This is a genomic window from Flavobacterium chungbukense (assembly GCF_020805785.1).
GTDB classification, from domain to species: Bacteria; Bacteroidota; Bacteroidia; order Flavobacteriales; family Flavobacteriaceae; genus Flavobacterium; species Flavobacterium chungbukense.
In genome coordinates, this window is the sequence record NZ_JAJGZV010000009.1 from 63,982 (window position 1) to 88,835 (window position 24,854).

The 24,854-nt window shown below is 33.1% G+C and carries 21 protein-coding genes; 8 read left to right on the forward strand and 13 right to left on the reverse strand.

Annotated elements, in window-relative coordinates:
• Positions 1 to 5: 5 nt before the first annotated feature.
• Positions 6 to 2,372 carry an efflux RND transporter permease subunit gene (locus LL966_RS19945; protein ID WP_229355671.1) on the reverse strand — a complete coding sequence of 789 codons (2,367 nt, stop codon included), beginning with the start codon at positions 2,370 to 2,372 and terminating at the stop codon, positions 6 to 8.
• A gap of 219 nt (positions 2,373 to 2,591) precedes the next feature.
• On the opposite strand from LL966_RS19945, the gene LL966_RS19950 reads away from it, so the two are divergent.
• The 3 genes from LL966_RS19950 (at position 2,592) to LL966_RS19960 (ending at position 6,420) form a co-directional block, all read left to right on the forward strand.
• Positions 2,592 to 3,353, forward strand: a complete 762-nt coding sequence (locus LL966_RS19950) for a sensor histidine kinase (RefSeq protein WP_229355672.1) — start codon at positions 2,592 to 2,594, stop codon at positions 3,351 to 3,353.
• Positions 3,316 to 4,035 (forward strand): LytR/AlgR family response regulator transcription factor, encoded by a 720-nt coding sequence (locus LL966_RS19955; RefSeq protein ID WP_229355673.1) that lies wholly within the window; start codon positions 3,316 to 3,318, stop codon positions 4,033 to 4,035. Before LL966_RS19950 ends, LL966_RS19955 begins: the two co-directional genes overlap by 38 nt.
• 114 nt (positions 4,036 to 4,149) lie before the next feature.
• Positions 4,150 to 6,420 (forward strand): cation:proton antiporter, encoded by a 2,271-nt coding sequence (locus LL966_RS19960; protein WP_229355674.1) that lies wholly within the window; start codon positions 4,150 to 4,152, stop codon positions 6,418 to 6,420.
• A gap of 132 nt (positions 6,421 to 6,552) precedes the next feature.
• Here LL966_RS19960 and LL966_RS19965 read toward each other — a convergent pair whose 3' ends face one another.
• The 3 genes from LL966_RS19965 to pyrH form a co-directional block, all read right to left on the reverse strand.
• The gene (locus LL966_RS19965; RefSeq protein ID WP_229355676.1) at positions 6,553 to 9,048 is read right to left on the reverse strand and encodes a DUF5686 family protein; all 2,496 of its coding nucleotides are present in this window, start codon (positions 9,046 to 9,048) and stop codon (positions 6,553 to 6,555) included.
• A 117-nt stretch (positions 9,049 to 9,165) separates the two neighbouring features.
• Positions 9,166 to 9,729, reverse strand: a complete 564-nt coding sequence (frr, locus tag LL966_RS19970) for a ribosome recycling factor (RefSeq protein ID WP_229355678.1) — start codon at positions 9,727 to 9,729, stop codon at positions 9,166 to 9,168.
• Between the two features lie 77 nt (positions 9,730 to 9,806).
• The gene (pyrH, locus tag LL966_RS19975) at positions 9,807 to 10,514 is read right to left on the reverse strand and encodes a UMP kinase (RefSeq protein WP_229355680.1); all 708 of its coding nucleotides are present in this window, start codon (positions 10,512 to 10,514) and stop codon (positions 9,807 to 9,809) included.
• A 192-nt stretch (positions 10,515 to 10,706) separates the two neighbouring features.
• On the opposite strand from pyrH, the gene LL966_RS19980 reads away from it, so the two are divergent.
• Positions 10,707 to 11,324 carry a thioredoxin family protein gene (locus LL966_RS19980; protein WP_229355682.1) on the forward strand — a complete coding sequence of 206 codons (618 nt, stop codon included), beginning with the start codon at positions 10,707 to 10,709 and terminating at the stop codon, positions 11,322 to 11,324.
• 355 nt (positions 11,325 to 11,679) lie between these two features.
• Here the strand turns inward: LL966_RS19980 and LL966_RS19985 are convergent, their stop codons facing one another.
• The 6 genes from LL966_RS19985 to LL966_RS20010 form a co-directional block, all read right to left on the reverse strand.
• Positions 11,680 to 12,240, reverse strand: coding sequence for a hypothetical protein (locus LL966_RS19985; RefSeq protein ID WP_229355684.1), 561 nt, complete (start codon positions 12,238 to 12,240; stop codon positions 11,680 to 11,682).
• Between the two features lie 8 nt (positions 12,241 to 12,248).
• Positions 12,249 to 12,944, reverse strand: coding sequence for a tRNA pseudouridine(55) synthase TruB (gene truB / locus LL966_RS19990; protein ID WP_229355686.1), 696 nt, complete (start codon positions 12,942 to 12,944; stop codon positions 12,249 to 12,251).
• Positions 12,944 to 13,741 carry an undecaprenyl-diphosphate phosphatase gene (locus LL966_RS19995; protein WP_229355687.1) on the reverse strand — a complete coding sequence of 266 codons (798 nt, stop codon included), beginning with the start codon at positions 13,739 to 13,741 and terminating at the stop codon, positions 12,944 to 12,946. The genes truB and LL966_RS19995 overlap by 1 nt, the downstream gene beginning before the upstream one ends.
• 79 nt (positions 13,742 to 13,820) lie before the next feature.
• Complete coding sequence (locus LL966_RS20000; RefSeq protein ID WP_229355689.1) at positions 13,821 to 14,078, reverse strand: DUF3098 domain-containing protein; 258 nt, start codon at positions 14,076 to 14,078, stop codon at positions 13,821 to 13,823.
• A gap of 81 nt (positions 14,079 to 14,159) precedes the next feature.
• Positions 14,160 to 15,035, reverse strand: a complete 876-nt coding sequence (locus LL966_RS20005; protein ID WP_229355691.1) for a cell division protein FtsX — start codon at positions 15,033 to 15,035, stop codon at positions 14,160 to 14,162.
• Positions 15,036 to 15,303: 268 nt separating this feature from the next.
• A complete protein-coding gene (locus LL966_RS20010; RefSeq protein ID WP_229355693.1) occupies positions 15,304 to 15,651 on the reverse strand; it encodes a winged helix-turn-helix domain-containing protein in 348 nt (115 codons plus the stop codon).
• A gap of 196 nt (positions 15,652 to 15,847) precedes the next feature.
• On the opposite strand from LL966_RS20010, the gene leuS reads away from it, so the two are divergent.
• Positions 15,848 to 18,721 carry a leucine--tRNA ligase gene (gene leuS, locus LL966_RS20015; protein ID WP_229355695.1) on the forward strand — a complete coding sequence of 958 codons (2,874 nt, stop codon included), beginning with the start codon at positions 15,848 to 15,850 and terminating at the stop codon, positions 18,719 to 18,721.
• A gap of 385 nt (positions 18,722 to 19,106) precedes the next feature.
• Here leuS and LL966_RS20020 read toward each other — a convergent pair whose 3' ends face one another.
• Entirely contained in the window at positions 19,107 to 19,508 is a 402-nt protein-coding gene (locus LL966_RS20020) for an MmpS family transport accessory protein (protein WP_229355697.1), read from the reverse strand.
• Positions 19,509 to 19,686: 178 nt separating this feature from the next.
• On the opposite strand from LL966_RS20020, the gene LL966_RS20025 reads away from it, so the two are divergent.
• The 3 genes from LL966_RS20025 (at position 19,687) to LL966_RS20035 (ending at position 23,111) form a co-directional block, all read left to right on the forward strand.
• A complete protein-coding gene (locus LL966_RS20025; protein WP_229355698.1) occupies positions 19,687 to 21,675 on the forward strand; it encodes an ATP-binding protein in 1,989 nt (662 codons plus the stop codon).
• Positions 21,676 to 21,690: 15 nt separating this feature from the next.
• Positions 21,691 to 22,320: a response regulator gene (locus tag LL966_RS20030; RefSeq protein ID WP_229355700.1), complete on the forward strand. Its 630-nt coding sequence runs from the start codon at positions 21,691 to 21,693 to the stop codon at positions 22,318 to 22,320.
• A 104-nt stretch (positions 22,321 to 22,424) separates the two neighbouring features.
• Positions 22,425 to 23,111: a zinc metallopeptidase gene (locus LL966_RS20035; RefSeq protein ID WP_229355702.1), complete on the forward strand. Its 687-nt coding sequence runs from the start codon at positions 22,425 to 22,427 to the stop codon at positions 23,109 to 23,111.
• A 263-nt stretch (positions 23,112 to 23,374) separates the two neighbouring features.
• Here LL966_RS20035 and LL966_RS20040 read toward each other — a convergent pair whose 3' ends face one another.
• Positions 23,375 to 23,845, reverse strand: a complete 471-nt coding sequence (locus LL966_RS20040; protein WP_035681816.1) for an Lrp/AsnC family transcriptional regulator — start codon at positions 23,843 to 23,845, stop codon at positions 23,375 to 23,377.
• Positions 23,846 to 24,098: 253 nt separating this feature from the next.
• A complete protein-coding gene (locus LL966_RS20045; protein WP_109190797.1) occupies positions 24,099 to 24,848 on the reverse strand; it encodes a uroporphyrinogen-III synthase in 750 nt (249 codons plus the stop codon).
• Positions 24,849 to 24,854: the final 6 nt, after the last annotated feature.

Below are 24,854 nucleotides of genomic sequence, written 5' to 3' on the forward strand. Positions count from 1 at the left end.
TACTTTTACTTCTCTAAATTCTCCAATTCCTCTTTCTTAGTTTTCTTCTTCTCAAAAGTCAAAACCAGCGAAGGCAATACAACCAAATTCGCAAACATCGCAAAAGCCAAAGTGCAAGAAATTAATCCTCCAAGCGCAATAGTTCCGCTAAAGCTTGACAATGTAAAAGTGGCAAAACCTAAAATCAAAACTACTGATGTATAGAATGTACTAATTCCAGTTTCTCTTAAAGCACTGAAAACCGATTTCTTAACTTTTCCACCGCTTTGAAGCAAGTCGTGTCTATATTTCGCCATAAACTGAATCGCATTATCAACCGAAATTCCGAAGGCGATACTGAATACCAAAATTGTCGACGGTTTCAACGGAATTCCGAAATAACCCATTAATCCAGATGTAATACAAAGCGGTAAAATATTTGTAATTACCGATGCCATTACCATTTTAAACGAACGGAATAAATATAAAATTAAAACTGCAATCGTTAAAATTGCAAAAATCAATGACTCGATTAAATTGTCAACCAAATACGAAGTTCCTTTTTGGAAAACCAATGCTTTTCCAGTTACAGTAACTTCATAACGATCTTTTGGGAAAATTTCATCGATTTTAGAATGCAATTTTTTCTCCACTTTTGCCATTTCATCCGTTCCGATGTCTTTCATAAAAGTGGTGATTCGGGCATATTGTCCAGTAGAATCAACGTAAGCTTTCATTAAATTTTCTTTGCTGTTTTTAGTCGCATTTTTAGCATAACTCAAAATGAAAGTCTGCTCTTGCGAAGTTGGTAATTGGTAATATTCTGGATTTCCGTTGTAGAAAGCCTGTTTAGAATATTTTACCAAATTCACTACCGAAACTGGTTTTGCCAATTCTGGAATTTCAGCAATTGTATTTTGTAATTCGTCCATTTTACGAATGGTTGAAGCCTTCATAACACCTTTTTTCTTTTTGGTGTCAATCATAATTTCCAACGGCATTACACCATTAAATTCTTTTTCGTAAAATAAAATATCTTTAAAGAAAGAAGCACTTTTTGGCATTTCACCAATTAAACTTCCTGAAACTTTCATTTGAGAAACTCCAATTACACTAAAAACCAAAAGTAAACCGTAAACAATGTAAACGTATTTACGTTTTGTTTTTACCAGATTTTCAACAACATTCAATAAAGTAGAAATGTACGTTTTAGTCAAATGATATAAATGCTTTTCTTTTGGAAGAGGCATAAAACTGTAAATAATTGGCACGATAAAAAGTGTCAATAAATAAACAGAAATCACGTTGATTGAAGTCACCATTCCGAACTCGAAAAGTAAATCGTTTCCGGTAATCATAAAGGTTGCAAAACCAATCGCGGTGGTTAAATTCGTCATCAAAGTTGCTACTCCAATTTTAGAAATAACACGCTGCAGCGCTTTTGCTTGATTACTGTGTAATTTAATTTCCTGCTGGTATTTATTAATCAGGAAAATACAGTTTGTAATTCCGATAACGATAATCAGCGGCGGAATAATAGCGGTTAAAATCGTGATTTTATAGCCAAATAATCCAAGTGTTCCAAACGACCAGATTACACCAACAATTAAAATACAAATCGAAATAAAAGTTGCTCTAAACGAACGGAAGAAGAAAAAGAAAATCAACGAAACGGTAAATAATGCCGCACCGATAAACAATCCGATTTCGCCTTTCATGTCATTAGCGTTAATCGTTCTGATGTATGGCATTCCTGAAACTTTTAAATCAATTCCAGTTGTTTTTTCGAATTTATCGATTTTCGGAACCAGATTTTCAAGAATGAAAGTTTTTCTTTCAGCCGTATTTACCAATTTTTTATTGATGTAAATTGCAGAACGAACACTTCCGCTTTCTTTGTTGAATAATAATCCTTCGTAAAAAGGCAAATTATGGAACAAATCGTGCTGAACATTTTTTAAATACGCAGGATCTAAAACCTTGCTTTGATCGATAAAAGGCGTTAAAACGAATTTCTCGTTTACTGTATCTTTCTCCAATTTCTTCAAGTCGTTCAAAGAAACAACCAAATCTACTTCTTTAGATTTTTTTAAACCTGTCATCAATTCGTTCCAGGCAGCGTAGTTTTTAGGCGTAAAAAAGTTTTTATCTTGAAAACCAATCACAACTAAGTTTCCTTCTTCACCAAACTTGTCTAAGAATTTCTGATATTCTTTGTTTGCAATATGATCTTTCGGAAGCAAGTTTGCTTCAGTGTAGGTCATAGAAAGGTTTTTCCATTGATAAGCAAGGAAAATAGTCAAGACAGAAAGGATAACCAGAATTGTGATTCTGTTTTTAAGTATGATTCGGGCCAACTTCTCCCAAAATCCAACTTGAATAGCGTTTTTCATAAAATCTTTAAAAATGGTTGCAAATGTAGTGAAAAGTGCTCGAAATCATAAACAATCGCTTGTATTTTACTTAATGTTAACACATATTTGAAAGATTTTATGTTGTGATAATTTTCTTGGTTTTTGTTATAGAACCGTTAGCTTTTCTCATATTTGTAGTGAATTTCAAATGTCAAAACAAATGAAATCCGATAAAATCTGTAGAAAAAATAGATAAACATGCAACAAACCAATACAACTACATATATTTTTCTAGCAATTCTTTTGCTTTTAATTGTTATCATTTGTTTTATGATTTATCAATTAATGCAAACCAGAAAGGCAAAAGACGATGCAGAGAAAAGTTTTTATGCTTTAGAATCGAAGGTAAACGATTTGCAGCTCGAGAATTTAGAGTCGAAACTGAATCCGCATTTGTTTAAGAATATTCTAAATTCGATTCAATCGCATGCGTATCAAACCTATTTTGCTTTAGATAAATTGGCAAACGTTCTGGATTATATTCTCTACGAAAGCAAAAAGAAATTCGTAACGGCAAAAGAAGAAATAGATTTTGCTTTGAATCTTATAGAAATCAATAAAATCAAAATCAGTCCGCTTTTTGAATTGAAAGTAAAAACCAATATCAACGTAGAAGACAAATTGTACGATCAGCCTTTGTTAGCGCCTTTGATTTCTATTGATTTAATTGAAAATGCTTTTAAACATGCTGATCTTCAAAGTGCCGATGCTTTTATTTCGGTAGTTTTCGAATTTAAAGACAATGCTTTTTTTATGACGGTTTCGAATAAAATATCCGATAAGAAAATGCTGAAAAAAGAAAGAAGCGGATTTGGGCACGCAACGCTCGAACATCGCCTTCGAATCATTTATAAAAATAATTTCAAACTTGATAAGTTTATAGAAAACGACGTTTATATTGCTCATCTAAAAATTGATTTACTTGAATACAAAACTGAAATGCTTGCTTCTGGACGATGAACTTCCAGGATTGACTTACCTAAAAATGCTTTGCGAACAAATTCCAGAATTGGAAATTGTGAAAACATGTAATGATCCGGAGAAATTGCTGTCTGATTTTTCTAATCTAGATTTCGATTTATTGATTTCGGATATTGAAATGCCTGGAATCGACGGACTTCATTTGGCCGAAAAACTGCAGGATAAATTGGTGATTTTTTGCACTGCTTATAAAGAATATGCTGCAGAAGCATTCAATATTGATGCTGTAGATTATATTACAAAACCAGTAAAATTAGAACGTCTTCAAAAAGCAATTGCGAAAGCTTTGGAACGTTTTGAGAAATCAGATTCTTCTAAAAAATTCATTCAGCTCAATACCGATAAAGGAAAAACGTTGCTTTATTTCAATAAAATTCAATACATAAAAACGGCGATTAGCGATAGTCGGGATAAATCGGTTTTACTTACTGATGGAAGTTTTTTGAATCTGAAAAATGTTAAATTTGATACGCTTTTAAATGAATTGCCAGAAACAGATTTTTGTCGCGTAAACAAGAAGGAAATTGTGGCGGTAAAAGCAATAAAGTTTTTCAATCATAATGAAATTGTTTTGCATCATTTGGATGAAAATAATAAAAACACAACTTTAATTTTAAGCGAAACCTATCGTTCTGATTTTTTAAAGAAAGTAAAAATCTAAAACTTATTACAAAATTTTTCGGTCTTGTTACATAGGCAGAAAATTAGCAGACCATTTACTTCTTCACTTAAAACCCAGTCCTGATATTTGCTGCATTAAATAAAAGAACGAGTTATGAATAAAATTAAGAACTCTCTATTCTACATTACCATTATTGGTGGTTTTACGGCATTAATTTATTGGGTAATTTCAAAAGGTGCGGCTTTAGAGGTTGGACGTAATATTGTAAAGAAAAAAGTTGAAAGCAATCACTGGCAAGATTTTTTAAATTCAATGGTCGATAATCTGCAGCATCCGCTGGCTATTTTATTGGCGCAAATTGTTACCATCATTCTAGTTGCTCGTTTATTCGGATGGTTTTTTAGAAAAATCGGACAACCTTCGGTAATTGGTGAAATGATTGCCGGAATTGTGTTAGGGCCATCATTAGTAGGGATGTATTTTCCGGAATTTTCGGCAGCTTTATTTCCAAAAGAATCTTTGGGCAATCTGCAGTTTTTAAGTCAGATTGGTTTAATTCTTTTCATGTTTGTTATCGGAATGGAATTGGATTTAAAAGTGCTTAAAAACAAAGCGCATGATGCTGTTGTAATTAGTCACGCCAGTATAGTCATCCCGTTTGCTTTAGGATTAGTCTTAGCCTATTTTATATATGGAACTTTTGCACCTCTTGGAGTAGAATTTTCTTCTTTCGGGTTATTTATGGGTATTGCTATGAGTATAACGGCTTTTCCGGTTTTGGCCAGAATTGTCCAAGAAAGAGGAATGCAGAAAACCAAATTAGGTACAATCGCAATTACTTGCGCAGCAGCAGATGATATTACGGCTTGGTGTATTTTGGCTGTTGTTATTGCAATTGTAAAAGCAGGTTCGCTTTTGAGCTCTTTGTACGTAATCGGAATGGCTATTTTATATGTTATTATAATGTTGAAAATTGTGCGTCCGTTCTTGAAACGAGTAGGGGATTTAAATTCAACTCGCGAAAGTCTAAATAAACCCGTTGTTGCTATATTCTTTTTGACACTTTTGTTTTCAGCATATGCTGCAGAGTTAATCGGAATTCATGCTTTATTTGGGGCTTTCTTAGCGGGAGCAATTATGCCCGAAAACAATAAATTCAGAAATATATTTATTGAGAAAGTCGAAGATGTTTCTATCATTGTTTTATTGCCATTATTTTTTGTTTTTACAGGATTAAGAACACAAATAGGATTATTAAACGATCCTGAATTATGGAAAATTACGGGATTAATTATTTTAGTTGCCGTTGTTGGGAAATTCTTCGGAAGTGCTTTGGCCGCCAAATTTATGGGACAAAATTGGAAAGATAGTTTAGCTATTGGAGCCTTAATGAATACTCGTGGTTTAATGGAGTTGGTTGTCCTTAATATCGGTTACGATCTTGGTGTATTGTCAACAGAAATATTCACCATGATGGTTATTATGGCATTGGTAACTACTTTTATGACCGGACCTGCTTTAGATTTTATCGGATTTATTTTTAAAGAAAATATCAATCCCGTACAGCAGGAAATTGGAAGCAAAATCAAATATAAAATTCTGCTTTCGTTTGCTTCGCCAGAAAAAGGCAAAAAACTACTTCAAATTGCAAACAGCTTAGTCAAAAAGCAAGGAGATAATTCGGTTGTAACGGCGATGCATTTGTCTTTAAGTACCGAAATACATTCGTTTGGGGTAAAAGAGCACGAACGTAAAATGCTGGTTCCAGTTATTGAAGAATCGCAACGCTTGAATCAAAATATGGTGAGTTTGTTTAAAGTGACAAATGATATTGATACAGAAATAATAGATACCGCAAATCAAGGTGAATATGATTTGTTGTTAGTAGGTTTAGGACAATCTATTTTTGACGGAACTTTACTGGGGAAAATTCTCGGATTCACAACTCGAATTGTAAATCCAGATCGTCTGATTGATAAATTTACAGGAAAGGAAGGGTTGTTTGAAAATTCTCCTTTTGATGAAAGAACTCGTCATATTATTGCCAAAACAAAGATGCCAGTTGGTATTTTTATTGATAAAAATCTAGATGAAGTAGATCAGGTTTTTATGCCTGTTTTTAGTAGAGAAGATGCTTTTTTAATTGAATATGCTAAAAAATTAATTAATAATAATGGTTCTCAAATAACGGTTTTAGATGCCGGTGGCGAAGTCAAAAATACAAGGGAGATTCAGGAAACAATTCGCTCGATCGAGCAGATTGCGCCCAATCATATTATGGTTATGAACGACCGAACCATAAAAAAAGAGTTTTTAGAAAGCCAGAATTTGATGATTATAAGCTTAGAAAGCTGGAAAAAATTAATAGAATCTCAAAGTATTTGGTTAAATAATACACCTTCGGTTCTGATTTTGAAACCATAAAATTTTAGAATTTTCAATATAAAAAATCCCAAATTCCAAATGTTGTTGGAGTTTGGGATTTTTTGTGTTACTCGGTTTTTGTCATTTGAAATGACAAAACGCATTGTAATTAGAATTTTGGAATTTAAAAGTTTAAAGTCCCAAATCTAGAACATAAGAAATCTTAACCGCAATATTATCTTCAAACTTCAACAGCTGATTTGGACCGTAACGGTAGAATCCTCCTAAACCAAAACCTTTGAAAATCTTATTTAATTCAATTCCCGATTCGAAGAAACCTTTATCCAACGTTTTATAATCGGGTCCTACATGCTGTTCAGGATTTTCCATGTGTCCCCAAGCCATTCTGGTTACTAAAACTAAAGAAGGACGCACTTTTTTCATGATTTTAATTCGATCAAATCCATGTTTGATTTGAAAAAAGACATATTGACTAGAGAAAAATTCATTAAAAAACATCGTTTCAAAACTATTTCTTCCCGCAAAAGTAATACGTTGAATAATCGTTTCTTTTGTTAAGTTGTTTGGCATGGTATTGTACAAATGCGTAATCGGAACATCGCCGGTTGCATAGCCTGCCTGCAAAAGCAAACTTGTTTTTTGTCCGTTTAAATATTTTTTCTCGTATTCTGTTTTAAAGTCAATTTTACTGAATTTGAAATCATTTTCTAAAACATCTGGCAAAGACTGCGTAAATTGAAACGTAAACCTCGGAAATCTTTTATCAGATTCTGTTCTTCCTGTTGGAGTTTGCATATAATCGCTAAATGGCGCCCAAACAATTGAAGCCATCGCAGTAGTCATTACATAATGAGAATACAACTGTCCATTGTAATTAAAAAGATAATCAAATTTAGGTTCGACATACGTTCTGGCTAATTCGAAAACAGCTTCTGTTTTTGGAATAATTTTGGTCTGTACATTTGCTTTCCAGCCCGTGTAATGATAGAAAGTACTAATATTGATCGGTCGCGGATCGTAAATTTTGAAAACACGTTTGTCAACTGCAAAGACAGTACTTGCAATTTCTCGAACATCATCGGTATAATATCCGTTAAGCCAAGTGTTGGTGTATTTATCTAATAAAACTCCAGAACCCACGCTATATTTGAAAACACCATCTTTTGTTCCGTAAGCACCGTAACCTTCAATTCTGAAATTTTTAGAAAGGCGATCATTAGTAATACCGCCTAATCCAAGTCGGAATCCCTCATAATTATTGTAACTGATGATTTTCTTTAAATCCAAATCAACAGGCCCGATCGGATAAAAACCATTAATGATTTTACGCCCAATTCCTAAACGTTTTTCAATTCGATTACTCACAGAAAGACTATCTAGTAATAAATACGTTTTCTGGCTTTTTAAATCAAGATTTTCTTTGCGATAGGCTTCCCAGAAGTTTTCTGGCTTCTTTGCCGCATCGTCTTTAATTTCGATATAGAGTGAAGGGTTTTTTATCGGATTGTTGGTGTTGACGCGAATATCAAAGCTGTTGCTCTCAGAAATTAAGTATGTAAAATCAGAAGCGACTTTTTTTCTAGGTTCGAAATTTTCTTCAACATCACCGTCAAATTGAATTGTTCCACCTAAAATTCTAATATCATCATCATTTTTTCCTTTTACAATTTTGAAAGTAGTATTGCTTTGAAACCATATTTTTTCTTTCGGAATATATTCAAATTCATGAATACCACTGATGTCTAAAACACCTTTAATTCGCATTACGGCTTTAGCTACTGCAAAATTCTCTTTGTCGATATATAGAACGCCTTCTAAACCAGATGACTTTCGTTTAGATTTGTTTTTAAAATAAATCATGAAAGTATCGCGTCCTCGAATGCTGACCGTATCCAATAATTTATAATTGTAACTTGAAGGCGCATTTGTTGCAATTGGATTTTCATATTTTGTTTCAAACAATTCATATTTCGGATCATAAATAGAAATAGATTGTAAATTGAATGCCAAAACTTCATAGATAGGCTGTTTAAAACCGGCTATTTTAGTTCCAAGTACAGTTTCTTTTAATTTATTATTTCCGAATTGATATTGCGAAACTTTCTCTGTTTGAAACAAATGCTGCTTGCTTACAATTTCTTTAAATTTATAATCGGAAGAATCAATATTGATGATTTTTTTGTCCAGGTTTTTATAAGAGGCAGTAGAATCTATTCTGCCATCAATTGAATCAGGGTTGGCCGTTACAATAAGTTTATTGTATGTTTTGTACTCAAAACTATTGAGTTTCTTTTGCGGATTATTGAGCGATTTGTTTGCAATAACTTTCCTGATTATTGTCAATGCCGGATTTTCATTAGACACGACGACTTCTTTTAAGTCGTCTGTCTGTTGCACAAGTGAAACGGCATAAAAAGTTTTGCCATTTAACAATGCAATAGTTTTGGTCTGAAAGCCTATGTAAGATACAGTAAGTGTATTTGCCGATGAGCTAATTTTGAAAATAAACTTTCCATCAACGTCTGTAATAGTGTTGTTGTTTTCAGAAGTCGTAATGGTGGCAAACGGAAGAGGTTTATTGTTCGAATCGGTTATGATTCCGTTTATTTGAATTTGCGCTTGAAGTGTCAGCGTAAAAAACAAAGTCAAAAAACAAAATAGCTTCATACAGAATGATATAGTTTCAAAAACGAAAAGAATTTAATTTTCGTATGCAAAAGTAGTAATAAAAAAATCCGTCTGACAATTCACCAGACGGATTTTTTATTTTATACAAATCTTTAATTAGACTTTCATGATTTCGGCTTCTTTCAAAACCAATAATTCATCAATTTTTTTAATGAAAGCATTTGTTAAGTTTTGAACTTCTTCTTCCGCAGATTTACAAACATCTTCTGAAGTTCCTTCTTTTTCTAATTTTTTAATGTCCGTATTTGCATCTTTACGAGAATTACGAATACCAATTTTAGCATCTTCAGCCTCAGATTTTGCTTGTTTCGCTAAATCACGACGACGCTCTTCTGTCAATGGCGGTACACTGATGATAACCATGTCTCCATTATTCATCGGATTAAAACCAATGTTTGCGATCATAATTGCTTTTTCAATTGCTTGCAGCATATTTTTTTCAAATGGCTGTAATGTAATTGTTCTAGCATCTGGAACACTAATTTTAGATACCTGAGAAAGCGGAGTTGCAGATCCGTAATAATCTACAAATACACCTCCAAGCATAGCTGGAGAAGCTTTTCCTGCACGAATATTAAGAAATTCTTTCTCTAAGTGTGCAATAGTACCGTTCATAGATTCTTCAGTACTTTCTAAAATAAAGTCTATTTCTTCAGTCATTTCTTTTTTTGTTTTCAGTTTTTTGTTTTCAGTTTTTCAGCAAAAGTCGATCATTCGACTGTAAACTGTTACTGATACTATATATGTACTACAGTTCCGATATTTTCTCCGTCACAAATTTTCAAAAGGTTTCCGATTTTATTCATATCAAAAACAACGATTGGCAATTTGTTTTCTTGGCTTAAAGTAAATGCAGTTGTATCCATAACATTTAATCCTTTTTTCAAAACATCATCAAAAGTTATAAGATCAAATTTTACTGCCGAAGCGTTTTTCTCTGGATCAGAATCGTAAACACCATCAACGCGAGTACCTTTAAGGATAACATCAGCATTAATTTCGATTCCTCTTAAAACTGCAGCTGTGTCCGTAGTAAAATATGGATTTCCAGTTCCTGCACCAAAAATTACAATTCTTCCTTTTTCAAGATGGCGGTCAGCTCTTCTTTTAATATATGGTTCTGCAATAGATTCCATTTTTAGCGCCGTCTGAAGACGTGTTTTCATTCCTTTGTCTTCAAGAGCACCTTGTAACGCCATTCCGTTAATAACGGTAGCAAGCATTCCCATGTAATCGCCTTGAACTCTATCCATACCAGCACTTGCACCAGCAACGCCTCTAAATATATTTCCTCCTCCAATAACAATGGCAATTTCTACTCCTTTGTTGTGAATCTGCTTGATCTCGTCTGCATATTCGGCTAATCTTTTCGGGTCTATACCATACTGTAAATCACCCATCAGCGCTTCGCCGCTAAGTTTTAGAAGAATTCTTTTATATTTCATGTGTGTGTCGCGTTAATTTGTGCAAATATAGACATATTCTGATTTTTAGAAATAATGTTTGCAAAAAATTAATTGCGGTTGTGAATTTAGATTAATAAACACCTAAAATGTTATTTTATTTCTAATGTGATAAATGTCATTTCGCCACTTTTTTTAAAATGCGTATTTTTATATATCCTAAAAATTAAAAATATGAAAAGCATCGTAGCCAAAGGACTGTTTAATAGTCATTCGTATGTTGAATATAGAAAAATTGTAACCGATTTACTGTTTGAAGGAAAATCAACGGGAAATGAACAATCGGAAAGTTTGACCAATTATTCTAAACTGAATGAAGCAAGAATGAACCGTTTGGAAAAAACAATCACGATTTCTGATGTTGTGGCTGAAAAACTTCAAAATTTAGAAAACCATTATATTTGGTTGGTTCTTTCTGAAGGCTGGTGTGGCGATGCGGCGCAGATTCTTCCAATTTTAAACAAGATGGCTCTGGCTTCAAATAAAAAAATAGAACTTAAAATTGCATTTCGAGATGAAAATGAAGATTTAATGAGTCATTATTTAACAAATGGCGGAAGAGCAATTCCAAAAATCATCGTTATTTGTAAGGAAGCCGGAATCGTTCGTGCAGATTGGGGGCCAAGACCAAAAGGAGCAGCTGAATTAATGATGATTCACAAAAGAGATGTTGGACCGCTCAACGAAAAAATAAAAACGGACTTACAATTATGGTATTTGGCCGATAAAGGCGTTTCTGTACAGGAAGAACTGATTGAAATTATGGAGAATATTACGTATAATCGCCTTTGATTTTGTTTAATGTGTTGATAAACAAATAATTTCGTTGATAAAATTATCTTAAAGTCTTTTTATCTTAGTTTGAATTTCGTATCTTAGTATTGCTAACCCACAATCTATTGTAACTTTCTGATTTACTCTTTTTATTGGTGTTTATTTAATGTTTAACAATTAAAACTACACTATTATGAAAAAGTTATTCGAAAGGTTTTATGATTTCTTCTCTCAATTTTTATTTGGAGGAAAAAATGTGCCTCACTATTAACTCGGGGAAATAAGTATGGAATAATTTTACTTATTGACTTTAGGAAACACGGCACATTACTCCATAAAAAAGTAATGTGCTTTTTTATTTTTAAAAAGAAAATTAATCTTCTTGAGAATTGAAGCTAAAGAAATCCGTTAAAGTTACTCCAAAAGAAATATTTCCTATGCTTTTTTGATCGTAAAGGCGAAAACCATAATCACTGATTTCTGCAAAAATGATAAAATCATCAGAACCAATTCCGAGTTTTATCTTTTTATATTCACCGTTTAAATTTCCGCGACCCAAAGCAAAACCTTTTCCGTATCCAGCTTGTAGCATAATTCTGGTTTCGGGACCTACTTTTGGACTTAATCCGAAATTTAGGTAAACTGGAACAGCAACAAGTTTATCGTCCCATTTATAGTCAATTCCACTATGAATTCCGAAAGTAAGCCATTTTCGATAATGAACTCCATAACCAATTTTTGATCCTAAACCATTCGGAACCAAAAAGGCGTTAGAAGAAGTCGTTTCAGGATAATAATAAGAATCATCTCTATTTGGATTTCCTGTTATAGAAACAGCAATGTCAAATTGTGTGTAGGTGAATTTTGTTACTTGACCGTGAACAAATGAATTAAAGAATGAAATAAATGCAATAGTCAGTAAAATTCTCTTCATACAAGACTTTATTTTTTTAGGAGTTCTTCTTCAAACAAAGTAATATCAATTGCATTTTTAACATCGTATTCGCCAATTTTAGTTCGGCGTAAAACAGTTAAATGCGAACCAGAATTCATTGCTTTTCCAAAATCGTAGGCAAGAGAACGAATGTAAGTTCCTTTTGAACAAACAACTCTAAAATCTACTTCTGGTAATGCTATTCTGGTAATTTCAAATTCGTGAATAGTAGTTTTTCTGCTTGCAATTTCTACCGTTTCTCCAGCACGAGCATGTTCATACAAGCGAACGCCGTCTTTTTTGATAGCAGAAAAAATAGGCGGTTTTTGATCAATTTCGCCTAAAAATTGTTTTACAGTTTTATGAATCAAATCGTCATCAATATGTTCTGTTGGAAAAGTCTGATCGATTTCGGTTTCCAAATCATAAGATGGAGTAGTGGCTCCGATGTAAAAAGTTCCCGTATATTCTTTTGCCTGACCTTGAAGTTCAGAAATTCTTTTAGTGAATTTTCCCGTACAGATTAATAAAAGTCCAGTCGCTAAAGGATCTAAAGTTCCTGCATGACCAATTTTGAACTTTTTTGGAAGTCCAACTTTGTTAATCAAAAGGTATTTTAATTTGTTGACCGCTTGAAACGAACTCCATTTTAATGGTTTGTCAATCAATAAAACTTGTCCGTCTAAATATTCTTCAGGTGTCATTATATAATGGTAAGCGGATGAATGAAAAAGTGAATCAACAATAAAATGATTCCTGCAAGAATTCGGTAATAACCAAACACTTTAAAACCGTTTTTAGTTAAAAACCCGATGAAGGTTTTAATAGCTAAAAGCGCTACAATAAAAGCAACAATATTTCCAATAACAAGCATGTTTACTTGATCGTTAGACAATTCAAATCCTGCTTTATAATAATCGTAGCATTTTTTTGCAGTTGCTCCTAACATGGTTGGAACTGCTAAGAAAAATGAAAATTCAGCAGCCGAAGTTCTAGTCAATTTTTGAGACATTCCACCAACGATACTTGCACCGCTTCGAGAAACCCCAGGAATCATGGCTAGACATTGAAATAATCCAATTTTAAAAGCTTTTGCGTATGTAATCTCTGTAGAAACTTCTGGATCATTTGGTTTGTTGAACCATTCGTCAACTTTCAATAAAATGATTCCTCCAATTAAAAGCGAAACCGCTACTGTAACTGGATTTTCTAATAATCCATCAATAATATCGCTTAATAATAATCCTAAAACTACTGCAGGAATAAAAGCAACTAAAAGTTTAAAGTAAAAATCAAAAGTTTGAAAGAAACGTTTGAAGTATAAAATTACAACTGAAAGTATTGCGCCAAGCTGAATTACGATGGTAAAAAGTTTAGTGAAATCGTCATGTGCAATTCCAAAAAAAGAAGACGCAATAATCATGTGTCCAGTTGAAGAAACAGGTAAAAACTCTGTAATTCCTTCAATTATGGCAAGAACAATAGCTTGTAATGTGTTCATTTAGAATTTTAGATTTTGGATTTTAGATTTTAGATTCGTTCTTTCGCTTCGCTCAGATAATCAAAACCTTTAAATCTATTTATTTAGATTTTTTGAAAATAGAATAAATCGTGATTCCGAAACCGATTAAAACGGTAGTTGGTGCTAAACGAATACGTCTAAAATTAAAAATATCTTCGTTAAAAATATTTGGATCTTTACTTCCTCCACCAGACATTAAAATAAATCCTAATGTAATAACAGTAATACCAATTAATAAGATTTTATAATTGATGCTGTCAAAAAGGAATTCCTGTTTTGGCTGTTGTTCTACGTTATTATTGTTGTTGTTTTTCATTTTTATTTATTTGTCAGCCTGAGCGTCCCGACACTTCGGGAGAAGGCTTTTTTTAAAAAATCTAAAATCTGCAATCTAAAATTAATAAAGATCGTCTGTTCTTAAGTTTAAGAAACGTTGCGTTGCAAAATGTGTACTTACCCAAGTAATTAAAACTCCCAATCCGAAAACGGCCAATAAAACCAATCCGATTAGCGCTTTATCTTCTAAAATTCCTAAACCTGGATAATTTGTGTCTACATAAAGTAAAAGAGCAATTAAAGCGATAATCGCCAATCCTGCGCCCAGCATTCCTAGTTTCACACTTCTAGTTACAAATGGTTTACGGATAAACGCTTTTGTAGCTCCAACCATTTGCATGGTTTTAATAATGAAACGATTAGAATGGATTGATAAACGCAATGAACTATTGATTAATAAAACAGCAATTACAGTTAAGAAACCACTGATAATCAAAATCCACATACTTACTTTTCGAATGTTGTCATTTACCAGATTTACCAATTGTTTATCATAAACAATATCAGAGATCATAGCATTTTTACGAAATTGATTTTCAATTTTTAAAATACTGTCTCTTTCAACATAATCTGCTTTTAAGTGAATATCGTATGAATTCAACAGTGGATTTTCTCCTAAAAAGGTTAAGAAGTCTTCTCCGATAATATCTGTGTGTTCTTTCGCTGCTTTTTCTTTCGTTACATAAACAAAAGATCTCGCAAACGGAACTCTTTTCAATTCACTATTAAACGCTTTGATAACACTATCATTTGCTTCATTTTTAAAGAAAACAGTCATGGCGATTTTTTCTTTAAAATCGTCTGCCAGATTTTTTGAATTAATGATGAATAATCCCAGTACTCCTAAAAGGAATAAAACCAAGAAAACACTTAATACTACTGAAAAATAAGAGGAAATTAACCTGCGCTTTTGAAATTTATCAAAGTTAGAACTCATAGTCTGCTTAAATTATGTGGTAAAAATAATAAAGAATTTCTTTATTTAAAGTTATTAACGAACTTTTATACTATAAATGTACGATAGATAAGAAATAAAAAGTTGATTTAACCGCAAATTACGCAAAGATTTTTTAATGCCTAATGTTATTAACGCAAAGTTCGCAAAGCTTAACATAGATAAAGCTTTGCGAACTTTGCGTTTTGTTATTGTTTACTTATTTAAAAAAACCTTGCGTAATTTGCGGTTAAAATTTCGCTGTCAAAATTTAAAATTTCAAATTCTGAGTTTCTTTCTGAGCAAATTCTTTAATGCGTTTTTCGACTTCATAAAAAACAGAAATCGCTTTTTCTCCAGCTTCTGTCAATCGTGCTCCGCCTCCGCCTTTTCCGCCAAGAAGTTTTTCAACAAGGGGAGTTTCGGCACGTTGATTCATTTCTTCAACCAGTTGCCAAGCCTGTCGATAAGCCATTTTCATTTCTTTCGCAGCATTGGTAATCGATCCGGTTTTTTGAATGTTTTCTAAAAGCCATATTTTTCCAATTCCAAGAAAAGCACCTTCCATTTCTTCAATCCAAACCCGAACTTCAACGGTATATTTCTTATTTTCTGCCATCGATTTTCAATGTAAACAAGTATTTATTACTTACAATAATACGTATTTTTACTTAATCAATAATACGTAAAATGTAAATTTATTTGTTTGTCAGCGAAATAGCTTTGGAACAAGCCACAATAAATGTAAATTTGCGCATAAATAATTAGTGAAAAGCCTTAGAACCTTAGTCACTTAGAATCTTAGTCACTTAGAAATGAAATACAATCCAAACGAAATTGACGCCAAATGGCAAAAATATTGGGCAGAAAATCAAACTTTTGCAGCAAAAAATAACTCTGAAAAACCGAAACATTATGTACTCGATATGTTTCCTTATCCATCTGGAGCAGGATTACACGTTGGACATCCTCTGGGTTATATCGCTTCAGATGTGTATTCTCGTTTCAAAAGACATCAAGGTTTCAATGTTTTGCACCCAATGGGTTACGACAGTTTCGGATTGCCGGCAGAACAATATGCGATTCAGACAGGACAACGTCCAGAAGATACAACGCGTGTAAATATTGACGGTGGAGTTGATAAAGAAGGAAAACAAATCGCAGGTTACAGAAAACAGTTAGATAAAATCGGATTTTCTTTTGATTGGAGTCGCGAAGTGCGAACTTCAAATCCTGATTATTACAAACATACACAATGGATTTTTATCCAATTGTTCAATTCTTGGTATTGCAGAAAACAAGGAAAAGCATTTGACATTTCAGAATTGGTAACTGTTTTTGAAGAAAGTGGAAATGCATTGGTTGAGGCAGTTTGTGATGACAACGTTGTTATTTTTACTGCTGAAGAATGGAATTCGTATTCTGAAGATCAAAAAGAGAAAATCTTATTGCAATACAGATTAACCTATTTGGCGGAAACCGAAGTAAACTGGTGTCCAGGTTTAGGAACTGTGTTGGCAAACGACGAAATTGTAAACGGAGTTTCGGAACGTGGAGGCTTTCCTGTTATAAGAAAAAAAATGACACAATGGAGCATGCGAATTTCTGCTTATGCCGAACGCTTGCTTCAAGGTCTAAATGATATCGATTGGAGCGAGTCAATCAAAGAATCTCAAAGAAACTGGATTGGGAAATCGGTTGGTGCTTTGGTGACTTTTAATGTGAAAAATCACAATGAAGTAATCGAGGTATTTACAACAAGACCTGACACTATTTTTGGAGTTACTTTTATGACTTTGGCACCAGAACATGATTTGGTGGCTAAAATTACAACTCCAGAACAAAAAGAAGCTGTTGAAGCCTATATCGAAAAAACTTCAAAACGTTCTGAGCGTGAGCGTATGGCCGATGTAAAAACGATTTCTGGAGTATTTACAGGAGCTTATGCAGAACATCCTTTTACAAAAGAAGCTATTCCGGTTTGGATTGGTGATTATGTTTTGGCAGGTTACGGAACTGGTGCTGTAATGGCGGTTCCTTGCGGAGACGAAAGAGATTATGCTTTTGCTAATTTCTTTAAAGGTCATCCCGAGGCTTCGGGAGGAATGCCTCCGATTAAGAATATCTTTGCAAATGTTGATATTTCTGAAGCCGCTTACGGATCTAAAGACAACGTTGAAATCACAGCTTCTGATTTCTTAAACGGATTAAATTATAAAGATGCAAAATCAAAAGCGATTTATAAATTAGAAGAAATCGGACAAGGAAAAGGAAAAACAAATTACCGTTTGCGTGATGCTGTTTTCTCTCGTCAGCGTTATTGGGGAGAACCTTTCCCAGTTTATTATGTGAACGGATTGCCTAAAATGATTGACGCGCAACATTTGCCAATTATTTTACCGGAAGTAGAAAAATATTTACCAACCGAAGACGGTTTGCCACCTTTAGGAAACGCAGCAGTTTGGGCTTGGGATACAAAACAAAACAAAGTTGTCAATACAGATTTAGTTGACAATGTTTCGATTTTTGCTTTAGAATTAAATACAATGCCAGGTTGGGCGGGAAGTTCATGGTATTGGATGCGTTATATGGATGCGCACAACGAAAATGAATTTGCAAGCAAGGAAGCTTTGGCGTATTGGGAAAGTGTTGATTTATACATTGGTGGAAGTGAACATGCAACCGGACACTTGTTGTATTCTCGTTTCTGGAACAAATTCTTAAAAGACAAAGGTTTTGCTCCGACTGAAGAACCATTCAAAAAACTGATCAATCAGGGAATGATTTTGGGGACAAGTGCTTTAGTTTATAGAGTTTCTGGTACAAATAAATATGTATCTAAAAATCTTATAGGAAATTATGAAACTGAAGCTTTGCATATTGATGTTAATATGGTGAATGCAGCAGATGAAATTGATGTAGAAAGATTGAAAAGATGGCAACCTCAATTTGAAGATGGTGAATTTATATTAGACAATGGAAAGTTCATCGTTGGACGTGAAGTTGAGAAAATGTCTAAGCGTTGGTATAATGTTGTAAATCCTGATGATATTTGTAATGAATATGGAGCAGATACTCTTCGTTTGTATGAAATGTTCTTAGGGCCATTAGAGCAAACAAAACCTTGGAGTACTGGAGGTATTACAGGAGTATTTGGTTTCTTGAAAAAATTATGGAGATTGTATTTTGATGACAACGGTTTAATCGTAAACAATGACGAACCAACAAAAGACAACTTAAAATCATTGCACAAAACCATTAAAAAAGTAGCTGAAGATATCGAGAATTTCTCTTTCAATACTTCGGTTTCTCAGTTTATGATTTGTGTAAACGAATTGTCTTCTCAAAACTGTCATTCAAGAGCGATCTTAGAACCATTAACAATTTTAGTTTCGCCATACGCGCCACACATTGCTGAAGAATTATGGTCACAGTTAGGGCATGCAACTTCAATTTCAGAAGTTGCTTTCCCAATTTTCGAAGAGAAACATTTAGTTGAAACGAATAAAGAATATCCAGTTTCTTTCAACGGAAAAATGCGTTTTACAATCGAATTGCCTTTGGATTTAACTAAAGAACAAATCGAAGAAATTGTAATGAAAGACGAAAGAACACAAAAACAATTAGACGGTAGAACTCCTAATAAAGTGATTATCGTTCCTGGGAAAATTATCAACCTTGTAGGTTAATTTTAAAATTCCAATATAGAAAAATCCAAATTCCAATTCTGTTGGGATTTGGATTTTTTTTACGTCTAGTCCTGTCAGTCTGAGCGAAGTCGAAGACCACGCACGTAACTCTACAAAGATTGGCGATTTTCTTTGCGGAGCTTCTTGCGAGGTCTTCGACTTCGCTCAGACTGACAATGTATGTGGTTTATTATTTGGAGAAAGAGACTTTGCGACGTAGCGCCTTTGCGAGCAAATAATCTTGCGTTTTTTTTAAATTAAAGAAGAAATCATATATTTTGATAAGTCTCAGAAAGAATTAAAAGAAATATAAAAAAAAGAAGCTTCGTAACCATTACGAAGCTTTCTTTTACCAAAAACAAAAAAATTAAATCCTAATCTTTACTTATAGAGGGAAAACGTATGGAGTAAGAGATAGTACAATTATTCCATCACTATTTGCTGTAACAGTTAGTTCGTTTTCTAATTTTCCTCCAATATAAATTTTTCCAGTTAGCGTTTGTCCAGCAACACCGCCAAATCCACTAGCACTTAAAGATGCTCCCGTAGATTTTGCTTCTGCAGTAAATTCTTTTGTCCAAGGTAGCTTTGTAAGATCTTCGTTTAATGCATTTCCGCCTTTTTCTAAATAAGTAACAGATGTTTTTCCACTGTAATTTCCAGTTATTTCGTATTTAACATCTCTTGATCCAGTTCCAGAGTTATTATTATCGTCATCGCTGCTGCAAGAAGCAAATGTAAATACAAGAGTTAATGCTAGCATTATTTGTTTTAAATGTGTTTTCATGTGTAAATTCTTTAATTATTTATATTCAAAATCTGATTTAAACAAAGTTAGAAGCTAATAAATCGGGTAGCAATACCTGATAAAATGTATTTTTTTTTACCTGATTACAGGTAAAAGAGCTTGTTTTTGTTTCGAAAGTCATTAAGCTTTAATAACTTTGAGTAATTGCCCTACAATTATGAATAAAATCCACGCCCTACTTTTCTTTTTGTTTTTCTCAGTAATTTCCAATTCTCAGGTAATTCTTTCATTAGATGATGATACTGCGTACATTGACAGTATTGTTAAAATCACAAAAAACACAAAATCCGATAGCGTAAAGAGTTTGAATAGTTTTAGATTGTCCAAACTGTTTTTAATGGCGCAGGACGCAAAAAGTTCTAAAGAATATCTGGAACAAGCCAATCGGTTAAAAGTGAAATTTCCTTTTTTGCGTGATGCATCAATTTTTTATAATGCTTCTAGCTTTCTTGCAAAAGGAGATATGGAAGGTTTTGAAAAAACTTTGCTCGAAGCTAATTCTAAACTAAAAAAATACCGAAATAAAGAAGCGTATAAACTTCGAGCTGTTATACTTCAGAACTACGGAATTATGCAACAGCGAAAAAATAATGAAAACGCTTATATGAAATTGTTGATCAATGAAGCGATTCCGATTGCTAAAAAAAGTGGCGATTATGAATTGATCAGCGCTTTGAATAAAGCGGTTGCGATTATTTTTATGAATAATAATGAACGCGAAAAAGCCTCAGAATATCTTGGTCAGGCACAGAAATATATTGAAAACACCAGTAAAAATTCTGCGACTTTGGCAGAATCTAAAGTGGAAACATATATTATAAATGCAGAAAATTTAGTGGAGCTTAAACATTTTTATGACGCTAAAGAAATTCTAGATAAGGCATATTCGACTTTAGAAAAATACCCAGAATCAAACTTAAACGATTCTTATTTTTATTCGGAAGGAATTTACTATGCAAAACAAAATAAACATAGTGAAGCTTTGGTGAGTTATGGAAAAGGAATTAAATCTGCCGAAAATCATCAAAATGCTATTGCCTTAAACAGATTGAAATTTGCTGAATATGAAGTACTTTTTAAACTCAAAAATTATGATAAAGCCAAAAGCAATTTAGAATATCTAATAGCAAAAACACCCTTTATTGTAGATAAAAAGAACTATTACAAAGAATTGTCTAAAGTTTATAATGCGACAAAAGAGTTTCCAAAAGCTTATTTCTATTCTAATAAATACAACATTATTAATGACAGTCTTAACGATGCAAAACTGAAAAAAGAAATTGTAGAACTCGAGGCGAAATATAAAAAAGCAGAAAGCGAAAGAAAAATTAATTTGCTGCAGTCGGAGAATGAAAAGGCAGTTTTGCAAGGAAATAATAACCGTTTAAATTCGATGCTCTTGGCAGTGCTTTCATTTTTACTGTTTTTAACGGTTTTGTTTTTATGGATGTATAATAATTATCAAAAAAAGCTAAGTTTTCAAAAAGAACTAAATCATAAGCAAGAATTATCTGCACTCGAAAATCAGCAGAAATTATCGATTTCCAATGCTTTAATTGAAGGAGAAGAAATTGAAAGAAAAAGGATTGCTCGAGAATTGCATGACGGTCTTGGCAGTATGCTTTCGGGTTTAAAAATGCATTTGAGCCTTGCCGATAGAGAAAATAAAGAAATAGGTTCTAATATTAACGGAATGCTTAATGATTCAATCAAAGAGCTTCGCAATATTTCTCAGAATTTAATGCCAGAAAGTTTGATGAAATTAGGATTGGAACATGCATTAAAAGATTTATGTGCTTCACATTCTACCTCAGAAACTACGATTGATTTTCAGTATTTAATTAAAAAATCAGCATTTCCACAGCATTTTAAAATCATGATTTATAGAATTATTCAGGAACTTTTGAATAATGCTTTAAAATATGCAAAAGCCTCGCAGATTCTAATTTCCTGTTCGCAAAATAAAGATGTTTTTTATATTACAGTTGAAGATAACGGAATCGGATTTAATGTTAAACATGCTGAAAAAAGAGATGGAATGGGTTTGAGAAACATTAAAAATCGTGTGGCTTTTTTGAATGGAAAGCTAGAAATTGATTCTGTTCCGAATAAAGGAACTTCTACTTATATAGAATTGAATATATAACCTCAAATTTTTAGTATGAGATATAAAACAGTAATTGTAGACGATCATCCGATAGTTATTTCGGGTATTGCAGGTTTGTTGTCCGATTTGGAAAATATTGAAATTGTACAAAAATTTGAATCTGGAATATCGCTTTTAGATTATATAGAAGATCATAAAATCGATTTGATTTTGATGGATATTTTTCTTCCTATAATAAATGGAGTTGATTTGTGTAAAACAATCAAACAAAAGCATCCGAAAATTGTCATTATCGGCATGAGCAGCCAGTCTGAAAGAAGTTTGGTAATGCAGTTTATTCAAAACGGGGGGAATGGCTATATTTTGAAAAATGCTTCATTTGATGAATTCAAAAATTGTATTTACAAGGCGATTGACGGCGAAATTGTTTTTAGCGAAGAAGTAAAAACGATTATCAGCCAACCATTGTCTGAAGATTTAGAACGCATTCCAGGTTTAAGCAGAAGAGAACGCGATATTGCTTTGCTGCTTTCTCAAGGAAAATCGACTCAGGAAATTGCCGACGATTTGTTTTTGAGTTTTTTAACCGTACAAACGCATCGTCGAAATATTCTTCAGAAATATAAAATGAAAAATGTGGCAGAATTAATCACTTTTCTTTTGAAAAACAACATGCTTAATTAAGTCAAATGTGGTCATAAAATGTCAAAATGACATTTTGTTAAAATGGTTCGTAATTTGCAGTTTGTTTTGTAAATTTAAAATCAATCTAAAAAATCAAAAAAACTATGGGATCTGGATATCTAATTATTGCTGGAGCTATCATGCTGTTCAGTTGGCTGGTAAGTTCTCAGCTAAAGAGTAAATTTGAACTATATTCTAAATTACAACTAAGAAACGGAATGAGCGGTGCTGAAATCGCTGAAAAAATGCTTGCCGACAACGGAATTACAGATGTTCGTGTTATCTCGACACCAGGTCAGTTAACCGATCATTATAATCCTTCAGATAAAACAGTAAATTTAAGTGAAGCCGTTTACAGTCACAGAAATGCGGCGGCTGCGGCAGTTGCAGCTCATGAATGCGGTCACGCAGTACAACACGCAATTGGTTATGAATGGCTAACAATGCGTTCTAAATTAGTGCCGATTGTAAGTGTAGCTTCAAACTACGTACAATGGATTTTAATTGCAGGAATTCTAATGATTAAAGTTTTTCCTCAATTATTATTGGTTGGTATTATCATTTTTGCGGCAACAACATTGTTTTCTGTTATTACGCTTCCTGTTGAATACGATGCGAGTAATCGTGCTTTGGCTTGGTTAGAAAATAAACATATGCTAACGCAAGAAGAACAAGCAGGAGCAAAAGATGCGCTAAAATGGGCAGCGCGAACTTATGTAGTAGCGGCAATTGGTTCGATTGCAACGTTGTTGTACTATATCTCGATTTATTCTGGAAGTAGAAGGAACTAATTTTTTAATTTGATAATTGAGTTAATTAGTCAATTAGATAATTTATAGCAAACCCGACAGATTTTAAAAATCTGTTGGGTTTTTAGTTTTGTGATATCTTTTTCTGAAAAATCATTCCGTGGGAATGTTTCGTTGCTAGAGCTAAAATACGGATAGAGTAAGTTCCGAAGGAACAAATTATATTGTAGAGCTGGACTTCAGTCCAGTTTATAATAATGAGTTTTTAAAATTATGTAATTATCAAATTGGCACATTTTCTAATTCTAAAGCTGAATCTGTCTGTCAATTTGCTGATCTAAAGAAATAAAAGTTTCTGTTCTCGAAACGCCTTCAATGGCTTGAATTTTAGTATTCAAAAGTTGCATCAAATGTTCGTTGTCGCGACAGATGATTTTAATTAAAACCGACCAGTTTCCTGTTGTATAATGACATTCTAAAACTTCTGGAATCTTTTTTAAATCTTTTACCGCTTCAGAGTTTCTTGAGGCTTTGTCTAGATAAACTCCGACAAATGCCATTGTATTATAACCCAAAACTTTTGGATTAACCGTAAACTTAGATCCGGAAATAACGCCAGATTGTTCCAGCTTTTTTAATCTCTGGTGAATAGCGGCTCCTGAAATTCCGATTTTATTTGCGATTTGTAGAATTGGTTTTCGGGCATCGTCCATTAAATAACGTAGAATTTCTTTGTCGATTCCGTCAATTTCAATTAAGAGGGAGTTGATTTTCATAACTTATAATTTGAAACTATTTCTTGTGATTTGGGTTTGGAATAGAAATCAAATGTAGTTAAAAGGCTTTAAATAATGAAATTTCAATTTTTAAATTCCAAATTCCAAACTTGAAACCTCAAATTTCAATATAGTCCGTGGTTTCAACCACAGGAAAAGGAAGGAGATAAAGAGAATTGATTAAAAACAAAAATTCCAAATCTCAGATGATTAAGCTGAAATTTGGAATTTAAATATTTTTACTTGGTCAGGTTTACTTTCCTTTGTTTGCTTCGGCAACGTATTTTTCTAAAGCCATTGTCATAGAAGGAGTTTCAGGAGTTGGTGCAAGAATATCAATTCTTAAACCGTGGTCTAAAGCTTCTTTCTGAGTAGTGCTTCCAAATACAGCAATTCGAGTATCATTTTGTTTAAAATCTGGGAAATTTTTAAACAATGACTTGATTCCGGTTGGACTGAAAAAGGCTAAAACGTCATAATAAACGTCTGCTAAATCAGATAAATCACTCATTACAGTTCTGTAAAAAATAGCTTGCGCCCAGTCTACTTTAAGACTGTTTAATGTTACAGGAGCATCTGCATTTAATTGGTCAGATGCAGGAAGTAAAAACTTCTCGTCTTTGTACTTCTTAATTAGCGGAGATAAATCTGCAAAATCTTTTGCTCCAACGTAGATTTTACGTTTTCTATACACAACATACTTTTGAAGGTAAAATGCAACAGCCTCAGATTGACAAAAATACTTCAATCCTTCAGGAACTTTGTAACGCATTTCATCAGCAACTCTAAAAAAATGATCTACAGCATTTCTACTTGTTAAAATGATCGCAGTGTAATGATTAAGATCGATTTTTTGTAATCGAATCTCTTTTGCGCTAACCCCTTCCACATGAATAAATGGTCTGAAATCAATTTTTATTTTGTGTTTTTGTTGGAGCTCAAAGTAAGGAGAATTCTCCACTTTAGGTTCAGGCTGTGACACCAAAATTGTTTTCACTTTCATATTATA

Excerpts from the sequence above, each read along its gene's own strand:
- LL966_RS20010 (WP_229355693.1), bottom strand. The coding sequence starts at position 15,651 with ATGGCAGAAAATAAGAAATATACCGTTGAAGTTCGGGTTTGGATTGAA.
- LL966_RS20005 (WP_229355691.1), bottom strand. The coding sequence starts at position 15,035 with ATGAGTTCTAACTTTGATAAATTTCAAAAGCGCAGGTTAATTTCCTCT.
- truB (WP_229355686.1), bottom strand. The coding sequence starts at position 12,944 with ATGACACCTGAAGAATATTTAGACGGACAAGTTTTATTGATTGACAAA.
- LL966_RS19945 (WP_229355671.1), bottom strand. The coding sequence starts at position 2,372 with ATGAAAAACGCTATTCAAGTTGGATTTTGGGAGAAGTTGGCCCGAATC.
- leuS (WP_229355695.1), top strand. The coding sequence starts at position 15,848 with ATGAAATACAATCCAAACGAAATTGACGCCAAATGGCAAAAATATTGG.
- LL966_RS20045 (WP_109190797.1), bottom strand. The coding sequence starts at position 24,848 with ATGAAAGTGAAAACAATTTTGGTGTCACAGCCTGAACCTAAAGTGGAG.
- LL966_RS20030 (WP_229355700.1), top strand. The coding sequence starts at position 21,691 with ATGAGATATAAAACAGTAATTGTAGACGATCATCCGATAGTTATTTCG.
- LL966_RS20025 (WP_229355698.1), top strand. The coding sequence starts at position 19,687 with ATGAATAAAATCCACGCCCTACTTTTCTTTTTGTTTTTCTCAGTAATT.
- frr (WP_229355678.1), bottom strand. The coding sequence starts at position 9,729 with ATGACTGAAGAAATAGACTTTATTTTAGAAAGTACTGAAGAATCTATG.
- LL966_RS19960 (WP_229355674.1), top strand. The coding sequence starts at position 4,150 with ATGAATAAAATTAAGAACTCTCTATTCTACATTACCATTATTGGTGGT.
- LL966_RS20040 (WP_035681816.1), bottom strand. The coding sequence starts at position 23,845 with ATGAAAATCAACTCCCTCTTAATTGAAATTGACGGAATCGACAAAGAA.
- LL966_RS20000 (WP_229355689.1), bottom strand. The coding sequence starts at position 14,078 with ATGAAAAACAACAACAATAATAACGTAGAACAACAGCCAAAACAGGAA.
- LL966_RS20020 (WP_229355697.1), bottom strand. The coding sequence starts at position 19,508 with ATGAAAACACATTTAAAACAAATAATGCTAGCATTAACTCTTGTATTT.
- LL966_RS19980 (WP_229355682.1), top strand. The coding sequence starts at position 10,707 with ATGAAAAGCATCGTAGCCAAAGGACTGTTTAATAGTCATTCGTATGTT.
- pyrH (WP_229355680.1), bottom strand. The coding sequence starts at position 10,514 with ATGAAATATAAAAGAATTCTTCTAAAACTTAGCGGCGAAGCGCTGATG.
- LL966_RS19950 (WP_229355672.1), top strand. The coding sequence starts at position 2,592 with ATGCAACAAACCAATACAACTACATATATTTTTCTAGCAATTCTTTTG.
- LL966_RS19995 (WP_229355687.1), bottom strand. The coding sequence starts at position 13,741 with ATGAACACATTACAAGCTATTGTTCTTGCCATAATTGAAGGAATTACA.
- LL966_RS19965 (WP_229355676.1), bottom strand. The coding sequence starts at position 9,048 with ATGAAGCTATTTTGTTTTTTGACTTTGTTTTTTACGCTGACACTTCAA.
- LL966_RS19985 (WP_229355684.1), bottom strand. The coding sequence starts at position 12,240 with ATGAAGAGAATTTTACTGACTATTGCATTTATTTCATTCTTTAATTCA.
- LL966_RS20035 (WP_229355702.1), top strand. The coding sequence starts at position 22,425 with ATGGGATCTGGATATCTAATTATTGCTGGAGCTATCATGCTGTTCAGT.